This is a genomic window from Mesorhizobium sophorae (assembly GCF_002270415.1).
Taxonomy (GTDB): Bacteria; Pseudomonadota; Alphaproteobacteria; order Rhizobiales; family Rhizobiaceae; genus Mesorhizobium; species Mesorhizobium sophorae.
The window spans coordinates 265105-281274 of the sequence record NZ_NNRI01000007.1 but is presented as its reverse complement, the minus strand read 5'-3'; the positions used below and the strand labels follow the sequence as shown (position 1 = coordinate 281274).

Here is a 16170-nt window from a genome sequence, read left to right as displayed (position 1 = left end):
ACGCGCGGCGCTGTAACGGCAGGGCCGGGACTGTATGAACGGAAAAATCAGGATCTTCCTAGCGCTGGGCCTCGTCGCCGCCGGTTCGCTGGTCCTGGTGCCGTTGCAGATCCTGTCGATGAAGACCGGCTGGTGGCCGGAGACCTTCATCCTCAAGATCTGGCACAGGCTGATCGTCCGGGCGTTGGGGATGCGCATCCATGTCAAGGGTGCGCTGTCCGACAAACGTCCACTGCTGGTCGCGTCCAATCACATCTCCTGGACCGACATCATGGTGCTAGGCTCAATGGTCGATGTGAAGTTCATCGCCAGAGCCGATATGGAAGGCTGGCCGCTGATCGGCATGCTGTCGAAGCTGCAGCGCACCGTTTTCATCGAGCGCGAGCGCAAGCGTTCGTCCGGCGACCAGGCAAGCGAGATCGCCAGCCGCATGGCCAAGGGCGACGCCATGGTGCTGTTCGCCGAGGGATCGACCGGCGACGGCAACATCGTCCTGCCCTTCAAGAGCACGCTGTTTGGCGCCGCCTCGATGGCGATTTCAGAAGGCGCGGCCGAACAGGTCTTCATCCAGCCGGTGGCGATCGCCTACACGCGCCTGCACGGCGTGCCGCTCGGCCGTCGGCACCGGCCGCTTGCCGCCTGGATCGGCGATGAAGACCTGATGCCGCATCTCAAGGTGTTGCTGAAGGAGGGGGCACTCGACGTCGAGGTGCATTTCGGCGAACCGATCGCCTTTTCCAAGGGCTCGAACCGCAAGGAAACGTCGAAGCTGATGGAAAGCCAGGTGCGCGCGATGATGCAGGCGGCACTCGCCGATCCGCGCCCGAGCCGGTAGACTGGTGATGGGTGCGCCAGTGCGTGACGGCTGCGCGGAGAATCGTCTGTTTTTTGTCACGGAAAGGCGTTAGAAGCCGCCGGATGGACTTGAACACGATAGAGCGTGACGACATCGACGCCGCGGCCGAAGCGATGGCCGTGCCGGCGGCAGCCACCAGAAAGGTCTTCATCAAGACCTATGGCTGCCAGATGAACGTCTATGATTCACAGCGCATGGCCGATGCGCTGGCCGCCGACGGCTATACTGCCACCGATGCCATCGGCGAGGCCGATCTGGTGCTGCTCAACACCTGCCATATCAGGGAGAAGGCGGCCGAAAAGGTCTATTCCGAGCTCGGCCGTATCCGCGATATGAAGGCGGAACGCGCCGTGGCAGGCCGCGAGATGCTGGTCGGCGTCGCCGGCTGCGTGGCGCAGGCCGAAGGGGCCGAGATCATCCGCCGTTCGCCGGCCGTCGATCTGGTCATCGGCCCGCAGACCTATCACCGGCTGCCCGACGTGCTGGCGCGGGTGCGCGGCGGCGAAAAGATCGTCGAGACCGACTACGCCATAGAGGACAAGTTCGAGCATCTGCCGCAGCCCAAGCGCGCCGAGGTCATCAAGCGCGGCGTCACCGCGTTCCTCACCGTGCAGGAAGGCTGCGACAAGTTCTGCACCTTCTGCGTCGTGCCTTACACCAGGGGCTCCGAAGTGTCGCGGCCGGTGGCGCAGATCGTTGCCGAGGCGCAGCGGCTGGCCGAAGCCGGTGTGCGCGAGGTGACGCTGCTTGGCCAGAACGTCAATGCCTGGCATGGCGAGGGCGAAAACGGCGAGGAATGGGGCCTTGGCAGCCTTCTGTTCAGGCTGGCCGAAATCCCAGGGCTGGCGCGGCTACGCTACACCACCAGCCACCCGCGCGACATGGACGATGAACTGATATCAGCCCATCGTGATCTGCCGGCGTTGATGCCCTATCTGCATCTGCCGGTGCAATCCGGGTCCGACCGCATCCTCAAGGCGATGAACCGCAGGCATACCGCGAAGGATTATCTGACGCTGCTCGACCGCATTCGTGCCGCGCGACCGGATATCGCGCTTTCCGGTGACTTCATCGTCGGCTTCCCGGGCGAGACCGAGGCGGATTTCGAGGCGACCATGGAACTGGTGCGCCAGGTGAACCATGCCTCGGCCTTCTCGTTCAAATACTCGCCGCGTCCCGGCACGCCGGGCGCCGAGATGGCTGACCATGTGCCGGAAACGGTCAAGGATGAGCGCCTGCAGCGGCTGCAGGCCTTGCTTCTGAAGCAGCAGCAGGATTTCGGCACAAGCCTCGTCGGCAGCACCATCGACACGCTGATCGAGAAGCCCGGCCGCCAGGCCGGCCAGAGGGTCGGCCGCTCACCTTGGCTGCAGCCGGTTATTGTTGATGAAAAGGCCGGCGAAATCGGTGACATTATCCAGGTGCGAATCACGAAGACGGGCTACAACAGCCTGTTCGCCGAATTGGCCTGAGGGTCTCGGCAGATGAGGAGAGACGGTTGAGCGCTGCAGAAGTGAAGAGCCTGCCCCCGGCACCGGCGTCTGGGGCTTCTGACATGGCGCACATCGTTCTGACTTTCGACAACAACAAGCTTGCCAGCGCCCTTTACGGTCAGTTCGACGAAAATCTGGCTAGGCTCGAGCAGAAGCTCGGCGTCGACATCCGCTCGCGCGGCAACCAGTTGACGATAAAGGGCTCGGCGTCGGCCGCCGAGCAGGCCCGCCGGGCTTTGGACAATCTCTACGGCATTCTCCAGAAGGGCGTCGACATCGGCCAGTCCGACGTCGACGGCGCCGTGCGCATGGCGATTGCCGCCGACGATCAGCTGACCTTGCCGACGCTGGAACGCAAGGGGAAGGTCTCCGCCGCCCAAATCGCCACCCGCAAGAAGACGATCTATGCCCGCTCGCTCAACCAGGACGCCTATATGCGCGCGCTGGAGCGGTCGGAACTGGTGTTCGGCATCGGCCCGGCCGGCACCGGCAAGACCTATCTGGCGGTGGCGCATGCCGCGATGCTACTTGAGCGCGGCATGGTTGAACGCATCATCCTGTCGCGGCCGGCCGTGGAGGCCGGCGAACGGCTGGGCTTCCTGCCGGGCGACATGAAGGAGAAGGTCGATCCGTATCTGCGGCCACTCTATGATGCGCTTTACGACATGATGCCCGCCGACAAGGTCGAGCGCGCCATTGCCGCGGAGGTGATCGAGATCGCGCCGCTCGCCTTCATGCGCGGCCGCACGCTGGCGCATGCCGCCGTCATCCTCGACGAAGCGCAGAACACCACGCCGATGCAGATGAAGATGTTCCTGACCCGTCTCGGCGAGAACTCGCGCATGATCGTCACTGGCGATCCGACCCAGATCGACCTGCCCTCGAACACCAAATCCGGCCTGGTCGAAGCCTTGCGCGTGCTGGACGGCGTGGCCGGCGCGGTAACCGTGCGCTTCAACGATGGCGACGTCGTCCGCCATCCGCTGGTGGCGGAAATCGTCAGGGCGTATGACCGGGATGCCAAACTGGCGCGCGGCCTCGGCGCCGAGAATTGATGTGACGATGCGGCCTCATGCCTGAGGACAACATATCCGGCGACGGGGCACGTCCGGTCCCCGTCGACATTGATATATCAGTCGAAGCGGGCGATTGGCCCGATGAGGCAAGCCTAACACGGCTGGTCGATCGCGCTGTCGCGGCTGCTTTTGCCGAAACCGGCGTGGCGGGCCGTTCCGAACTCAGCCTCGTTTTTTCCGACGACGCCCATATCCGGACCCTCAACGCCGGCTGGCGCGGCAAGGACAAACCGACCAACGTCTTGTCTTTCCCAGCTTTTCCGCTTGTGCAAGGCGCTCCATTGCCGCCAATGCTGGGTGACATCGTGCTCGCCGCCGAGACGGTCGCGCGTGAAGCGGCACTGGAAGACAAGCCTGTCGAGAACCATATCACTCATCTCGTGGTCCATGGCCTGCTGCACCTTTTGGGCTATGACCACGAGACCGATGCCGAGGCCGATGCGATGGAGGCCATCGAGCGCGCAGCGCTCGCGAGGCTTGCCATTCCCGATCCCTACGCGTAACTACGTCTGACCAATTGACCGGACGACGATGAACGACAAACCAGAGACTGCCGCCCGCCCCGACGCCGGCAGTGCGAACAAGGCTTCCGATACGTCGGAAGAGGGATCAAGTCCGAGTACCGTTACCGGCAGCGTTGCCAGCGAAACATCGCCAGCCGGTCCCTCTCTGTTCGACCGCGTGCTGGGCCTGTTCCGGCAGCGCAACGGAACCAGCCTGCGTGAGGAAATCGCCGGGGCGCTTGCCGAAACAGCGAGCGACGCCGGCGCCTTCTCGCCAGGCGAACGCGCCATGCTCAACAACATCCTGCGCTTGCGCGAAGTGCGCGTCGAGGACGTCATGGTGCCGCGCGCCGATATCGAGGCGGTCGAGATCACGACGACGCTCGGCGATCTCCTGGGCACCTTCGAGCAGTCCGGCCATTCGCGCATGCCGGTCTATTCCGAGACGCTCGATGATCCGCGCGGCATGGTGCACATTCGCGACGTGCTGGCCCACATCACGAAGATCGCGCGCGTCAAGAAGGGCCGCTCGACACGGAAAACCCCTGCGGCCACGGTTCTCGACCTCACGCAGGTCGACCTAGCCCGCACCATTGGCGACCTCAACCTGATCCGCCAGGTGTTGTTCGTGCCGCCGTCGATGCTTGCCTCCGACCTGATGGGCCGCATGCAGACGACACGCACGCAGATGGCGCTGGTCATCGACGAGTATGGCGGCACCGATGGCCTTGCCTCTCTGGAAGACATCGTCGAGATGGTGGTCGGCGACATCGAGGACGAGCATGACGACGATGAGCCCATGATCACCCAGAGCGGCGACGGCGTCTTCATCGTCGACGGCAAGGCCGAGATCGACGACGTCGCCAAAATGATCGGCGAGGATTTCGCCGCCGGCGAACATGGCGAATATGTCGACACCATCGGCGGGATGATCTTCAACACGCTTGGCCGCGTGCCGGCGCGCGGCGAGGTGGTGCAGGCCATCCCCGGCTTCGAATTCCACGTCCTTGATGCCGATCCGCGCCGCGTCAAGCGCGTGCGCATCGTGCAGAGCCAGAAGGGCGAGCGCCGCCGGCGCGCCGCACGCACCGAGCAGGCTTAAGCATGATGCCGAAAAGTTGCAGACTTTTCGGATAAACATCATGCGACAAGACCAAAGCACGATGCCGAAAGGTTGCAGACTTTTCGGACGAACATCATGCGACAAAACAAGGACATAAGCGCTCGCGGATGACGGTCGAGGACCCCTTCAAGCATTCCACCTTGGGGTCCGGGGTGTTCTACAGGGGCCCTTGCGCCGCTCTGGACTGGCTGGAAACGGCCTTCGGCTTCGAGCGCAGCATGGTGGTCAGCGACGCCGATGGAAGGCTCGTCCACTCCGAGATGCGGTTCGGCGACGGCTACATCATCGTCGATTCCGAATGGACCGATTACGTCGCCAGCCCCGCTTCCGTCTCCGGCAAGAACACCCAATCAGTCTATGTGCGGCTGAAGGACGGCCTGGACGCCCATTGTGAGCACGCCAGGGCGAGCGGCGCCGAGATCATCCAGGAGCCTGCGGATCAGTTCTACGGTGAGCGCCAGTATCGGGCACGTGATCCCGAAGGCCATGTCTGGACCTTCACCCAGACCATTCGCGCTGTTTCGCGTGAAGAGGCCGAACGGTTGGGCGGCGTGCGCATCGACGGCTGGCACCGGTAGGCGGAGCTTGCATTGTAGCCAGCCATCCGGCGTTTGGAGCGCGGACCGCGGCCTGTTAAATCTTGCTTCCTGATTCGCGCGACTCGGAAGTTTGCATGGAGCGCCTGGCCGGCCGGATAATTCTGCTTTGGGGTTGGCGGCGCGCGCTGGTGGCGTTTCTCGCCGGGGCGTTTGCCGTGCTTGGCCAGGCCCCTTACGATTTCTTCGCGGCCTGTTTCATCTCGTTTCCCTTGCTGGTCTGGCTGATCGATGGCGCCACCGGCGAAGCCTCCGGCAGCCTGTTTCGTCGCCTGCGGCCTGCCTTCGCCGTCGGCTGGTGGTTCGGCTTCGGCTATTTCCTTACCGGCCTCTGGTGGATTGGCTCGGCACTGCTGGTCGAGGCCGACAGTTTTGCCTGGGCGCTTCCCTTCGCGGTGGTCGGCATTCCCTTCGCACTCGCCTTTTTCTACGGCTTTGCGGCAATGGTTGCTCGACTGCTGTGGAGCAGCGATATCGGCCGCATTGCCGCCCTTGCTTTTGGTTTTGGGCTGGCGGAGTGGCTGCGCGACTTCCTGTTCACCGGTTTTCCGTGGAATGCGATCGGCTATGCGGCCATGCCCGTGCCCTTGCTGATGCAGAGCGTCTCGGTGACCGGCATGATCGGCATGAACGCGCTCGCTGTGTTCGTCTTCGCATTGCCGGCGCTGCTGGTGGCGCGCCGGCATCTGCGCCTCGGCGCGGCACTGTTTGCCGTCCTCGCCGCCGCCCATATCGGTTTCGGCTATGTCAGGCTTGCCACTCCCGAAAAGCCGGCGACGCACAGCCTGGATGTCCGCATCGTCCAGCCGGCCGTGGATCTGTCGGAAAAGTGGGATGCCTCGGTGCGCGACCGCATCTTCGCAACTTTGATGGGGCTGTCGGCCAAGGCGCCGGACCCCGGTCATGAAAAGCCGCAATTGATCCTGTGGCCCGAGACCTCGGTGCCGTTCCTCTTCACCGAGCGTCCGGACGCGTTGACGGCGCTGGGCGACATGCTCGGACCCGGCCAGATGCTGATCGCCGGCGTCGTCCGCGAGGAAGGCGGCTCGGCGGCGAATGCCGACAGCCGCTACTACAACTCCGTGGTGGCGATCGACGACAAGGGTGAAATCGCCGACGCCGTCGACAAGGTTCATCTGGTGCCGTTCGGCGAATACCTGCCTTTCGCCGATCTGCTCGAGCGTTTCGGCATCGAGCAACTGGTTGCCGGGCCGATGACATTTGCGGCCGGCAACGAGCGGCACGCCATCACTTTGCCTGACGGCATCCGTGCGCTGCCATTTATCTGTTATGAGGTGATCTTTCCCGATCTGGTGGCAGTTGACGCTACGTCAGCGCAGCTTATTGTGAACGTTACCAATGATGCGTGGTTCGGCGACACGCCGGGTCCGTATCAGCATTTCAGGCAGGCCCAGATCCGTGCGGTGGAGAATGGATTGCCATTGTTGCGTGCTGCCAACAACGGTATCTCGGCAGTCGTCGATACGCGCGGGCGCGTCGTCGATGCGCTGGCGATCGATGCGCGCGGCGCCATCGATGCGCACGTGCCGATTTCCGGGCGGGCGGTCATATCCGCCGGCCAAAGGCGCATTAACGGAATGCTGATCATGTTGCTGTTTGCCATCGCCGCCGCATTGTTGAACGTAAGGCAAAGGCTACGGGTGAATTGACAGCCCACACATTAGAAACTCATACTGTAAGTGCCTGAAAATTTCTCGAAGTCGGTGGATCGTTCTGTTGGGGCAGTTGCCGCCGGCGTCGTTTGGGCAAGAAAAAAATAGAGAAAGCCGAAAAAATTCGGCGAGGAAAAAATGACAGAAGACAACAAGAAGAAACCGAATCCGATCGACATCCATGTTGGCAGTCGCATCCGGCTTCGCCGCAATATGCTGGGAATGAGCCAGGAGAAACTGGGCGAGAATCTCGGCATCACATTTCAACAGATTCAGAAATATGAAAAGGGCACCAACCGCGTCGGCGCCAGCCGCCTGCAGGCGATCGCGTCGATTCTCGGCGTGCCAGTCGCCTTCTTTTTCGAAGATGCGCCCGGCCAGGAGGCCGCGCCCGGCCGTGGCTTTGCCGAAGATACGTCGATGGCTTTCGCCGTCGAATTCTGCGGCAGTCCTGAAGGCCTTCAGCTCAACCGCGCTTTTGTCAAGATTGCCGATGCCAAGGTGCGCCGCAGGATCATTGACCTGGTCAAATCGCTCTCCACGGACGATCTCGACTGATCCGCAATCCCGTTTGGACCGGCGGCAGCCTGCCGCCGGTGGCACAAGATAACTGCATCGACATTCATGCCAGAACGGCAGCACCGCTTGACGAGCGGCGCTCCACCCCGCTAACACGTGGCGCGCCAAAATCGGCAGCCTGCCGATCGTTTTTTCAAGAGGGGACACCCGTGACGCGGCAGAATTACTTCTTTACCTCGGAATCCGTTGCCGAGGGCCATCCCGACAAAGTCTGCGACCGTATCTCCGACGAGATCGTCGATCTGGTCTATCGCGAAGCCAAGAAGACCGGCATGGACCCATGGAAAGTCCGCGTCGCCTGCGAGACGCTGGCCACCACCAACCGCGTCGTCATCGCCGGTGAGGTGCGCGTCCCCGAGACGCTGCTGAAGAAGGACAAGGAAGGCAACATCCTCAAGGATGCCGCCGGCCACCCGGTCGTGAACCCGGCAAAATTCAAATCCGTCGCCCGCAAGGCGATCCGCGGGATCGGCTACGAGCAGGCCGGCTTCCACTGGAAGACGGCCAAGATCGAGGTTCTCCTGCACGGCCAGTCGCCCGATATCGGCCAGGGTGTCGACAACGCGTCCGACCGTCAGGGCGAGGAAGGTGCCGGCGATCAGGGCATCATGTTCGGCTATGCCTGCCGCGAGACGCCGGACCTGATGCCGGCGCCGATCTACTACAGCCACAAGATCCTCGAACTGCTGGCCGCCGCCCGTCACGAAAACAACGGCGAGGCCGGCAAGCTCGGCCCGGACGCCAAGAGCCAGGTCACCGTCCGCTACATCGACGGCAAGGCCGCCGAGGCGACGCAGATCGTGCTGTCGACCCAGCATCTCGACGCGACCTGGGATTCGAAGAAGGTCCGCAAGGTCGTGGAACCCTATATCCGCGAGGCGCTTGGTGAACTCAAGATCGCCGACGATTGCATGTGGTACATCAACCCGACCGGCAAGTTCGTCATCGGCGGCCCGGACGGTGATGCTGGCCTCACCGGCCGCAAGATCATCGTCGACACCTATGGCGGTGCCGCACCGCATGGCGGCGGCGCCTTTTCGGGCAAGGACACCACCAAGGTCGATCGTTCCGCCGCCTATGCGGCGCGCTACCTCGCCAAGAACGTCGTGGCGGCGAAACTCGCCGACCGCTGCACCATTCAGCTTTCCTACGCCATCGGCGTCGCCCAGCCGCTGTCGGTCTATGTCGACCTGCACGGCACCGGCAAGGTCGACGAGGCCAAGCTTGAAGAGGCGCTGCGCACGGTGATGGATCTGTCGCCGTCAGGCATCCGCCGCCATCTCGATCTCAACAAGCCGATCTACGCCAAGACGTCGTCCTATGGCCATTTCGGCCGCAAGGCCGGCCGCGATGGGTCCTTCTCCTGGGAAAAGACCGATCTCGCCAAGGCGCTCAAGGACGCGGTCGCCGCCTGACAGCGGCGCCGCAAAGTCCTGCCATGGACCCGAAGGACAGACCAAGCCGCGCGACCGAAGCCTTCTTCGGTCGCCGGCGCGGCAAGACCATGCGTCCGCAGCAGGCGGCCGCACTGGAAAGCGGCTTCGGCATATATCGGCTCGATCTGACAGCTGAACCGCCGGCAGATCTCAGCACCCTGTTTGAAGCGGATGTTTCGGCGGTTCGGCTCGAAATCGGCTTCGGCGGCGGCGAACATCTCCTGCATCGCGCCACCGAGGCGCCATCGATTGGCTTTATCGGCGTCGAGCCATTCGTCAACGGCATGGCCAAGATGATGATGGCGGTGAGGGAAAAGCCGCTTGCCAATCTCAAGGTCTATGATGACGACGCCACCCGGCTGCTCGACTGGCTGCCGCAAGCCTCGCTCGCCGGCATCGACCTTCTCTATCCGGATCCGTGGCCGAAGAAGAAGCACTGGAAGCGCCGTTTCGTCAGCCCGATCAATCTCGACCGTTTCGCGCGCGTGCTGAAGCCGGGTTCAAAATTCCGCTTCGCCTCCGATATCGACACCTATGTGAACTGGACCTTGCTGCACTGTCGGGTGCATGGCGCATTCGCGTGGCAGGCCTCGGAGGCGGCGGATTGGCATCGGCCCTACGATGGCTGGCCGGGTACGCGTTACGAGGCGAAGGCTGTTCGTGAGGGCCGGCAGCCCGCCTATCTTACCTTCATCAGGACGTAAGCGGGCCGATCGCACGCGGCCTCCGGCGTGAGCCGGCGGCAAGCGCGTGCGTCGTCAGCCCGCCAAATCCTTAGAAACGGCCGATCCTGTTGAAGACAGCCGGATCCATGCCGAGCTTGCGCAGGTCGTCCGCGCGTGGCCTGCGGCCGGCTTCCACGGAACGCGACGCGGCGACTGCACTGCCAAATGTCGTGAAGAGATCGCCTATGGCGGATAGAATCTTGCGGTTGGTCATGGTCGTATCCTTTCGCTGCTGTGACGTGTCGTCATCTTTGTGCGATGCAACATAAATGGTGATGCAGCGTTGAGGCTCACAGGGGTACTGCCGCATGGAGGCCATGCGTCTGGCGCAACACTGTCGTTGCCACGGCTTTTGTCCGTGCGGGTACGGCGGGCTTGAAACAGCGGCCATGATCGGTTATATCAGCCTCAAATTCTTGGTCGGTATGACGAAGAGTGGGTCCACCCGGTCCCGCTCTTTTTTATTACCTGCCGGTAGCTTCGGGTAGAACGACAGGGATCGAATGACTGCAACGGCAAGCGAAGGCGACGACCGCATCATCCGCGAAAGCGGCATCGATGCGCGCATCGCGCTGATCGTCCAGCCGGTTCTGCGCGGCATCGGCTTCCGCCTCGTGAGGGTGCATCTGTCGGGCCAGAACGGGCTGACGCTGCAGATCATGGCCGAACGCGAGGACGGGACCATGACCGTCGAGGATTGCGAAGAGGTCAGCCGCGCGGTGTCGCCGGCCCTCGACGTTGATGACCCGATCGAAAAGGCCTATCACCTCGAAGTCTCGTCGCCCGGCATCGATCGGCCGCTGGTCCGCAAATCGGATTTCGCGACCTGGACCGGCCATCTGGTCAAGATGGAGACGTCGATCATCGTCGCCGACCGCAAGCGGTTCAAGGGCAAGATCGTCGAGGCCGGTGACAACGATGTGCTGATCGAGCGCGAAAAGGCCGCCTATGGCGAGGAGCCGACGGTGCGGGTCCCCTATGACGCGATTTCCGAAACGCGCCTGATCCTGACCGACGATCTCATTCGCGATGCCCTGTCGAAAGACAACAGGGCGCGCAAGGAAGCCAAGAAACGCCGCGGCGAACCGGACGATGATGCGCCCGAGGGTGCGGATGCCGGCGCGGAAAACGAAACCGAACAGGAACTATGATTGAGCTGCCGGGCGCAAAGGTCCGGCAAACAGGCTCGGGAGAAAAACGATGGTTGTAAGCGCCAACAGGCTTGAACTGCTGCAGATTGCCGATGCGGTCGCGCGTGAAAAGTCGATCGACAAGTCGATCGTCATCGCCGCCATGGCCGATGCGATCCAGAAGGCGGCGCGTTCGCGTTACGGCCAGGAGACCAACATCCGCGCCGACATCAACCCGAACACCGGCGAGATGAAGCTGCAGCGGCTGATGGAAGTGGTCGAGAAGGTCGACGACTACGCCACCCAGATCGCCATTTCTTCGGCGCGCGAGCGCAATCCCGACGCCCAGCTCGGCGACTTCATCGCCGAACAGCTGCCGCCGATGGATTTCGGCCGCATCGCCGCCCAGTCGGCCAAGCAGGTCATCGTGCAGAAGGTGCGTGAGGCCGAACGCGACCGCCAGTATGACGAATACAAGGACCGCATCGGCGAAATCGTCAACGGCACCGTCAAGCGTGTCGAATATGGCAACGTCATCGTCGATCTCGGCCGTGGCGAAGCGATCATCCGTCGCGACGAACTGATCCCGCGCGAAAACTACAAATATGGCGACCGCGTCCGCGCCTATGTCTACGACGTGCGCCGCGAGCAGCGCGGCCCGCAGATATTCCTGTCGCGCACCCATCCGCAGTTCATGGCCAAGCTCTTCACCATGGAAGTGCCGGAAATCTATGACGGCATCATCGAAATCAAGTCGGTCGCCCGCGACCCCGGTTCTCGCGCCAAGATCGCCGTCATCTCGCGTGATTCTTCGATCGATCCGGTCGGCGCCTGCGTCGGCATGCGCGGCAGCCGCGTCCAGGCCGTCGTCGGCGAATTGCAGGGCGAGAAGATCGACATCATTCCGTGGTCGCCTTCGGCCGCGTCCTTCATCGTCAACGCGCTGCAGCCGGCGGAAGTCGCCAAGGTCGTGCTCGACGAGGATGCCGAGCGCATCGAAGTCGTGGTTCCTGACGACCAGCTGTCGCTGGCCATCGGCCGCCGCGGCCAGAACGTGCGGCTCGCTTCGCAGCTGACCGGCTGGGACATCGACATCCTGACCGAGGCCGAAGAATCCGAGCGTCGCCAGAAGGAATTCGTCGAGCGTTCGTCGCTGTTCATGGAAGCCCTCGACGTCGACGAGATGGTCGGCCAGGTGCTCGCCTCCGAAGGCTTCACCAGCGTCGAGGAAGTCGCCTATGTCGATTCCGGCGAAATCGCCTCGATCGACGGCTTCGACGAAGACACCGCTTCGGAGATCCAGACCCGCGCCCGCGAGTATCTGGAGAAGATCGAAGCCGAGCACGACGACAAGCGCAAGGCGCTCGGCGTCTCCGACGAATTGCGCGAAATCCCCGGCGTTACGACCGCCATGATGGTGACGCTCGGCGAGGACGGCGTGAAGACAATCGAGGATTTCGCCGGCTATGCCGCCGACGACCTGACCGGCTGGAAGGAACGAAAGGACGGCGAGACGAAAGTTTATCCGGGCGTGCTGGCCAGTCATGGCGTGACACGCGCCGATGCCGAGCAGATGGTTCTGGCCGCTCGCCTCAAGGCTGGCTGGATCACCGAAGACGAGCTTGCAGCCGAAGAAGAAACGGCTGACGAAGCCGTTGGTGCGTGAGGTGAAACCGCATCGCACCGAACCCGCCCTTGGACGAGATGAACGATCGCACCTGCATCGTCACCCGCAGGCAGGCCGAACCGGATGAATTGATCCGGTTCGTCGTCGGCCCGGATTCGGCCGTCGTTCCCGACATCAAGAGAAATTTGCCCGGCCGTGGTTGCTGGGTGACCGCCGACCGCCTACATATCGACAAGGCGGCGACGAAGAACCTTTTTGCCCGCGCCTTCAAGGCACAGGTGGTCGTGCCGCCCGATCTTGGCGGCATGGTCGACGGGCTGCTTTCCAGATCCGCTCTGGGCATGCTTGGGCTTGCTCGCAAGGCAGGCGCGATTTCTCTTGGAGCCACCAAGGTCGAGAGCGCGGTGCGCGGCGGATTGGCGCTTTTCGTGCTCCATGCGACCGAGGCGTCCGACGACGGCGTGCGCAAGATCAGCCAGGCGCGACGGGCGACGGTCCATCTTGGCGGGCCTGCTATCCTTGCCTACAAACTTTTCTCCGAGGCCGAGTTGAGCTTGGCATTGGGGGGTACAAATGTGATACATGCTGCCGTTCTCGCGGGAGACGCGGGCAGGGCGGTCCAGAAGCGCATGGTTGCGCTCGACCGGTATCGGGGCGGTTCCCCGGACGATCTGGCAATGCTTGCGGCTGTTGCTGACGAAGATGATGCCGCAGAGGATATGGAATGAGCGATACGAAATCGGGTGACGACAATACGCTGAGTGTGACGCCGAAGAAGACCTTGACGCTAAAGCGCCCCGGTATGGAACAGGGCACTGTGCGCCAGAACTTCTCGCACGGCCGCACCAAGCAGGTCGTCGTCGAAACCAAGAAGCGCAAGTTCTCGATGCCCGGCGACAAGCCGGAGCCGGTTGCCGCACCCGTCTTCACACCGAAGCCGGTGGTTGTGGCCGCACCCGTCGTGCAGGAAGCGCCGAAGGCGCCGCCACCGCCGCCGCCTCCGGTCGAGCGCAGCGGCATGGTGCTGAACGAACTGTCGCGCAGTGAAATGGAAGCGCGCCGCAGGGCGCTCGAAGGCTCGAAGGTGCGCGAGGTCGAGGACCGACAGCGCGCTGCCGAGGACGCCAAGCGCCGCGCCGAGGACGAAGAGCGCCGCAAGCGCGAGCGCGAAGAATCCGCGCGCCGCCAGGCTGAGGAAGAGGCGCGGTTGCAGACCGAGGCAGAGTCCCGCCGTCGCGCCGAGGAAGAGGCACGTCGCCGCGCGCCGCTGGCCGCAGAACTGGCAACGGTCGACGACGAGGAAGAGGTCAAGCCGAAGCGGATTGGCGCTGGCGCGCCGGTGCGCCGTCCTGTCACGCCTGAAGTGGCGCGTCCGGCCAAGCCGACCAAGGCCGAGGAAGATCGCCGTCGTGGCAAGCTGACGCTGAATTCCGCATTGTCCGATGAGGACGCGCGAGCCCGTTCGCTGTCGTCGATGCGCCGCCGCCAGGAAAAATTCAAGCGCGCGATGCACAATGAGCCGCGCGAGAAAGTCATGCGCGAAGTGATCTTGCCAGAGACCATCACCATCCAGGAACTTGCGCAACGCATGTCCGAGCGTGCGGTCGACCTGGTCAAGTTCTTCATGAAGCAGGGCCAGATCCTGAAGCCGGGCGACGTCATCGACGCCGATACCGCGGAGCTGGTTGCCACCGAATTTGGCCACACCGTCCGCCGCGTCGCCGAGTCCGACATCGAGGAAGGCCTGTTCAACATCGCCGACAATGCCGAGGACCTGGTGACGCGTCCGCCCGTCGTGACGATCATGGGCCATGTCGATCACGGCAAGACCTCGCTGCTCGACGCCATCCGCAATGCCAATGTCGTCTCCGGCGAAGCCGGTGGCATCACCCAGCATATCGGCGCCTACCAGGTCGAGAAGAACGGTCACAAGATCACCTTCATCGACACGCCCGGCCACGCTGCCTTCACGGCGATGCGTGCTCGTGGCGCCCAGGCGACCGACATCGCCATCCTGGTGGTTGCGGCCGACGACAGCGTCATGCCGCAGACGATCGAATCGATCAGCCACGCCAAGGCGGCCGGCGTTCCGATCATCGTGGCGATCAACAAGATCGACAAGCATGATGCCGATCCGCAGAAGGTGCGCTCCGAACTGCTGCGCCATGAGGTCTTCGTCGAATCTATGGGCGGTGAAGTGCTGGACGTCGAAGTGTCGGCGACCAAGGGCACCAATCTCGACAAGCTGCTCGAGGCGATCCTGCTGCAGGCCGAAATCCTCGACCTCAAGGCCAATCCGGACCGTACCGCCGAGGGTGTTGTCATCGAGGCTCAACTCGACAAGGGCCGTGGCCCCGTCGCCACCGTGCTGGTGCAGACCGGCACGCTGATGCCGGGCGACATCCTTGTCGCCGGCAACGAATGGGGCCGGGTGCGCGCGCTGGTCAACGATCGTGGCGGGCAAATCAAGGAAGCACCGCCGGCGATGCCGGTCGAAGTGCTTGGCCTGCAGGGAACCCCGCAGGCCGGCGACCGCTTCGCCGTGGTCAACAACGAAGCCCGTGCCCGCGAGATCACCGAATATCGCCAGCGTCTGGCGCGCGAGAAGGCGGTTGCCAAGCATGCCGGTCAGCGCGGTTCGCTCGAGCAGATGATGTCGCAGTTGCAGACGAGCGGGCTGAAGGAATTCCCGCTGGTCATCAAGGGCGACGTGCAGGGTTCGATCGAGGCGATCAACGCGGCGCTCGACAAGCTCGGCACCGACGAAGTGCGTGCGCGCATCGTCCATGCCGGCGCCGGTGCCATCACCGAAAGCGACGTGTCGCTGGCGGAGACTTCGGGTGCGGCGATCATCGGCTTCAACGTTCGTGCCAACGTGCAGGCACGTGCCGCCGCCGCTGCCGCGGGCATCGAAATCCGCTATTACTCGATCATCTACAACCTTGTGGATGACGTGAAGGCGGCTCTGTCGGGCCTGCTGTCGCCGGAGCGTCGCGAGACCTTCATCGGCAATGCGCAGATCCTCGAAATCTTCGACATCACCAAGGTTGGCAAGATCGCCGGCTGCCGTGTCACCGAAGGCAAGGTCGAGCGTGGTGCGGGCGTGCGTCTGATCCGCGACAACGTCGTCATCCACGAAGGCACCCTGAAGACCCTGAAGCGCTTCAAGGACGAGGTTGCGGAAGTTCCCGGCGGCCAGGAGTGCGGCATGGCCTTCCAGAACTACGAGGACATGCGCGTCGGCGACATCATCGAGTGCTTCCGCGTCGAGATGGTGACCCGTACGCTCTGAGTTCGAGTGACTTGTCGATACCGGGCGGTGGTCGAAAGACCGCCGCCCCCAAGTCTATTGA

Annotated in this window: 15 protein-coding genes; 14 read left to right on the top strand and 1 reads right to left on the bottom strand. The window is 63.2% G+C overall.

Annotation, left to right across the window (positions count from 1 at the left end; genetic code table 11):
- The first annotated feature begins 34 nt into the window (after positions 1-34).
- The 10 genes from olsA to trmB all read left to right on the top strand — a co-directional run bounded on the left by olsA (position 35) and on the right by trmB (position 10039).
- Positions 35-835, top strand: a complete 801-nt coding sequence (olsA, locus tag CGZ66_RS05780) for a lyso-ornithine lipid O-acyltransferase (protein WP_095082442.1) — start codon at positions 35-37, stop codon at positions 833-835.
- Between the two features lie 83 nt (positions 836-918).
- Complete coding sequence (gene miaB, locus CGZ66_RS05775) at positions 919-2328, top strand: tRNA (N6-isopentenyl adenosine(37)-C2)-methylthiotransferase MiaB (protein ID WP_095082440.1); 1410 nt, start codon at positions 919-921, stop codon at positions 2326-2328.
- Between the two features lie 83 nt (positions 2329-2411).
- Complete coding sequence (locus tag CGZ66_RS05770) at positions 2412-3404, top strand: PhoH family protein (RefSeq protein WP_023758127.1); 993 nt, start codon at positions 2412-2414, stop codon at positions 3402-3404.
- 17 nt (positions 3405-3421) lie between these two features.
- Entirely contained in the window at positions 3422-3928 is a 507-nt protein-coding gene (gene ybeY / locus CGZ66_RS05765) for an rRNA maturation RNase YbeY (protein WP_095082437.1), read from the top strand.
- 28 nt (positions 3929-3956) lie between these two features.
- Positions 3957-5030 carry a hemolysin family protein gene (locus tag CGZ66_RS05760; protein WP_095082435.1) on the top strand — a complete coding sequence of 358 codons (1074 nt, stop codon included), beginning with the start codon at positions 3957-3959 and terminating at the stop codon, positions 5028-5030.
- 128 nt (positions 5031-5158) lie between these two features.
- Positions 5159-5629, top strand: a complete 471-nt coding sequence (locus CGZ66_RS05755; RefSeq protein WP_095082433.1) for a VOC family protein — start codon at positions 5159-5161, stop codon at positions 5627-5629.
- A 95-nt stretch (positions 5630-5724) separates the two neighbouring features.
- Positions 5725-7317, top strand: a complete 1593-nt coding sequence (lnt, locus tag CGZ66_RS05750; protein ID WP_095082431.1) for an apolipoprotein N-acyltransferase — start codon at positions 5725-5727, stop codon at positions 7315-7317.
- Positions 7318-7458: 141 nt separating this feature from the next.
- Complete coding sequence (locus tag CGZ66_RS05745) at positions 7459-7878, top strand: helix-turn-helix domain-containing protein (RefSeq protein WP_095082429.1); 420 nt, start codon at positions 7459-7461, stop codon at positions 7876-7878.
- A gap of 170 nt (positions 7879-8048) precedes the next feature.
- On the top strand, positions 8049-9314 hold the full coding sequence (gene metK / locus CGZ66_RS05740) for a methionine adenosyltransferase (protein ID WP_095082427.1): 1266 nt from the start codon (positions 8049-8051) through the stop codon (positions 9312-9314).
- A gap of 23 nt (positions 9315-9337) precedes the next feature.
- Positions 9338-10039 (top strand): tRNA (guanine(46)-N(7))-methyltransferase TrmB, encoded by a 702-nt coding sequence (gene trmB, locus CGZ66_RS05735; RefSeq protein WP_095082425.1) that lies wholly within the window; start codon positions 9338-9340, stop codon positions 10037-10039.
- 70 nt (positions 10040-10109) lie between these two features.
- On the opposite strand, the gene CGZ66_RS05730 is transcribed toward trmB, so the two are convergent.
- Complete coding sequence (locus CGZ66_RS05730) at positions 10110-10274, bottom strand: hypothetical protein (protein WP_095084276.1); 165 nt, start codon at positions 10272-10274, stop codon at positions 10110-10112.
- Between the two features lie 289 nt (positions 10275-10563).
- Between CGZ66_RS05730 and rimP the strand changes: the two genes are divergently transcribed.
- The 4 genes from rimP to infB are packed head-to-tail and all read left to right on the top strand — an operon-like array spanning position 10564 to position 16109.
- Positions 10564-11211, top strand: a complete 648-nt coding sequence (gene rimP, locus CGZ66_RS05725; protein ID WP_095082423.1) for a ribosome maturation factor RimP — start codon at positions 10564-10566, stop codon at positions 11209-11211.
- 49 nt (positions 11212-11260) lie between these two features.
- Complete coding sequence (gene nusA / locus CGZ66_RS05720; RefSeq protein ID WP_095082421.1) at positions 11261-12856, top strand: transcription termination factor NusA; 1596 nt, start codon at positions 11261-11263, stop codon at positions 12854-12856.
- Positions 12857-12894: 38 nt separating this feature from the next.
- Complete coding sequence (locus CGZ66_RS05715) at positions 12895-13545, top strand: RNA-binding protein (RefSeq protein ID WP_095082419.1); 651 nt, start codon at positions 12895-12897, stop codon at positions 13543-13545.
- Positions 13542-16109 (top strand): translation initiation factor IF-2, encoded by a 2568-nt coding sequence (gene infB / locus CGZ66_RS05710; protein WP_095082417.1) that lies wholly within the window; start codon positions 13542-13544, stop codon positions 16107-16109. The genes CGZ66_RS05715 and infB overlap by 4 nt, the downstream gene beginning before the upstream one ends.
- The last annotated feature ends 61 nt before the right edge of the window (positions 16110-16170 follow it).

What these genes read in the sequence shown, in the direction of transcription:
- CGZ66_RS05715 (WP_095082419.1), top strand. Translation starts at nt 12,895, where the DNA reads ATGAACGATCGCACCTGCATCGTCACCCGCAGGCAGGCCGAACCGGAT.
- trmB (WP_095082425.1), top strand. Translation starts at nt 9,338, where the DNA reads ATGGACCCGAAGGACAGACCAAGCCGCGCGACCGAAGCCTTCTTCGGT.
- CGZ66_RS05760 (WP_095082435.1), top strand. Translation starts at nt 3,957, where the DNA reads ATGAACGACAAACCAGAGACTGCCGCCCGCCCCGACGCCGGCAGTGCG.
- infB (WP_095082417.1), top strand. Translation starts at nt 13,542, where the DNA reads ATGAGCGATACGAAATCGGGTGACGACAATACGCTGAGTGTGACGCCG.
- CGZ66_RS05745 (WP_095082429.1), top strand. Translation starts at nt 7,459, where the DNA reads ATGACAGAAGACAACAAGAAGAAACCGAATCCGATCGACATCCATGTT.
- CGZ66_RS05730 (WP_095084276.1), bottom strand. Translation starts at nt 10,274, where the DNA reads ATGACCAACCGCAAGATTCTATCCGCCATAGGCGATCTCTTCACGACA.
- lnt (WP_095082431.1), top strand. Translation starts at nt 5,725, where the DNA reads ATGGAGCGCCTGGCCGGCCGGATAATTCTGCTTTGGGGTTGGCGGCGC.
- CGZ66_RS05770 (WP_023758127.1), top strand. Translation starts at nt 2,412, where the DNA reads ATGGCGCACATCGTTCTGACTTTCGACAACAACAAGCTTGCCAGCGCC.
- CGZ66_RS05755 (WP_095082433.1), top strand. Translation starts at nt 5,159, where the DNA reads ATGACGGTCGAGGACCCCTTCAAGCATTCCACCTTGGGGTCCGGGGTG.
- rimP (WP_095082423.1), top strand. Translation starts at nt 10,564, where the DNA reads ATGACTGCAACGGCAAGCGAAGGCGACGACCGCATCATCCGCGAAAGC.
- olsA (WP_095082442.1), top strand. Translation starts at nt 35, where the DNA reads ATGAACGGAAAAATCAGGATCTTCCTAGCGCTGGGCCTCGTCGCCGCC.
- miaB (WP_095082440.1), top strand. Translation starts at nt 919, where the DNA reads ATGGACTTGAACACGATAGAGCGTGACGACATCGACGCCGCGGCCGAA.
- ybeY (WP_095082437.1), top strand. Translation starts at nt 3,422, where the DNA reads ATGCCTGAGGACAACATATCCGGCGACGGGGCACGTCCGGTCCCCGTC.
- nusA (WP_095082421.1), top strand. Translation starts at nt 11,261, where the DNA reads ATGGTTGTAAGCGCCAACAGGCTTGAACTGCTGCAGATTGCCGATGCG.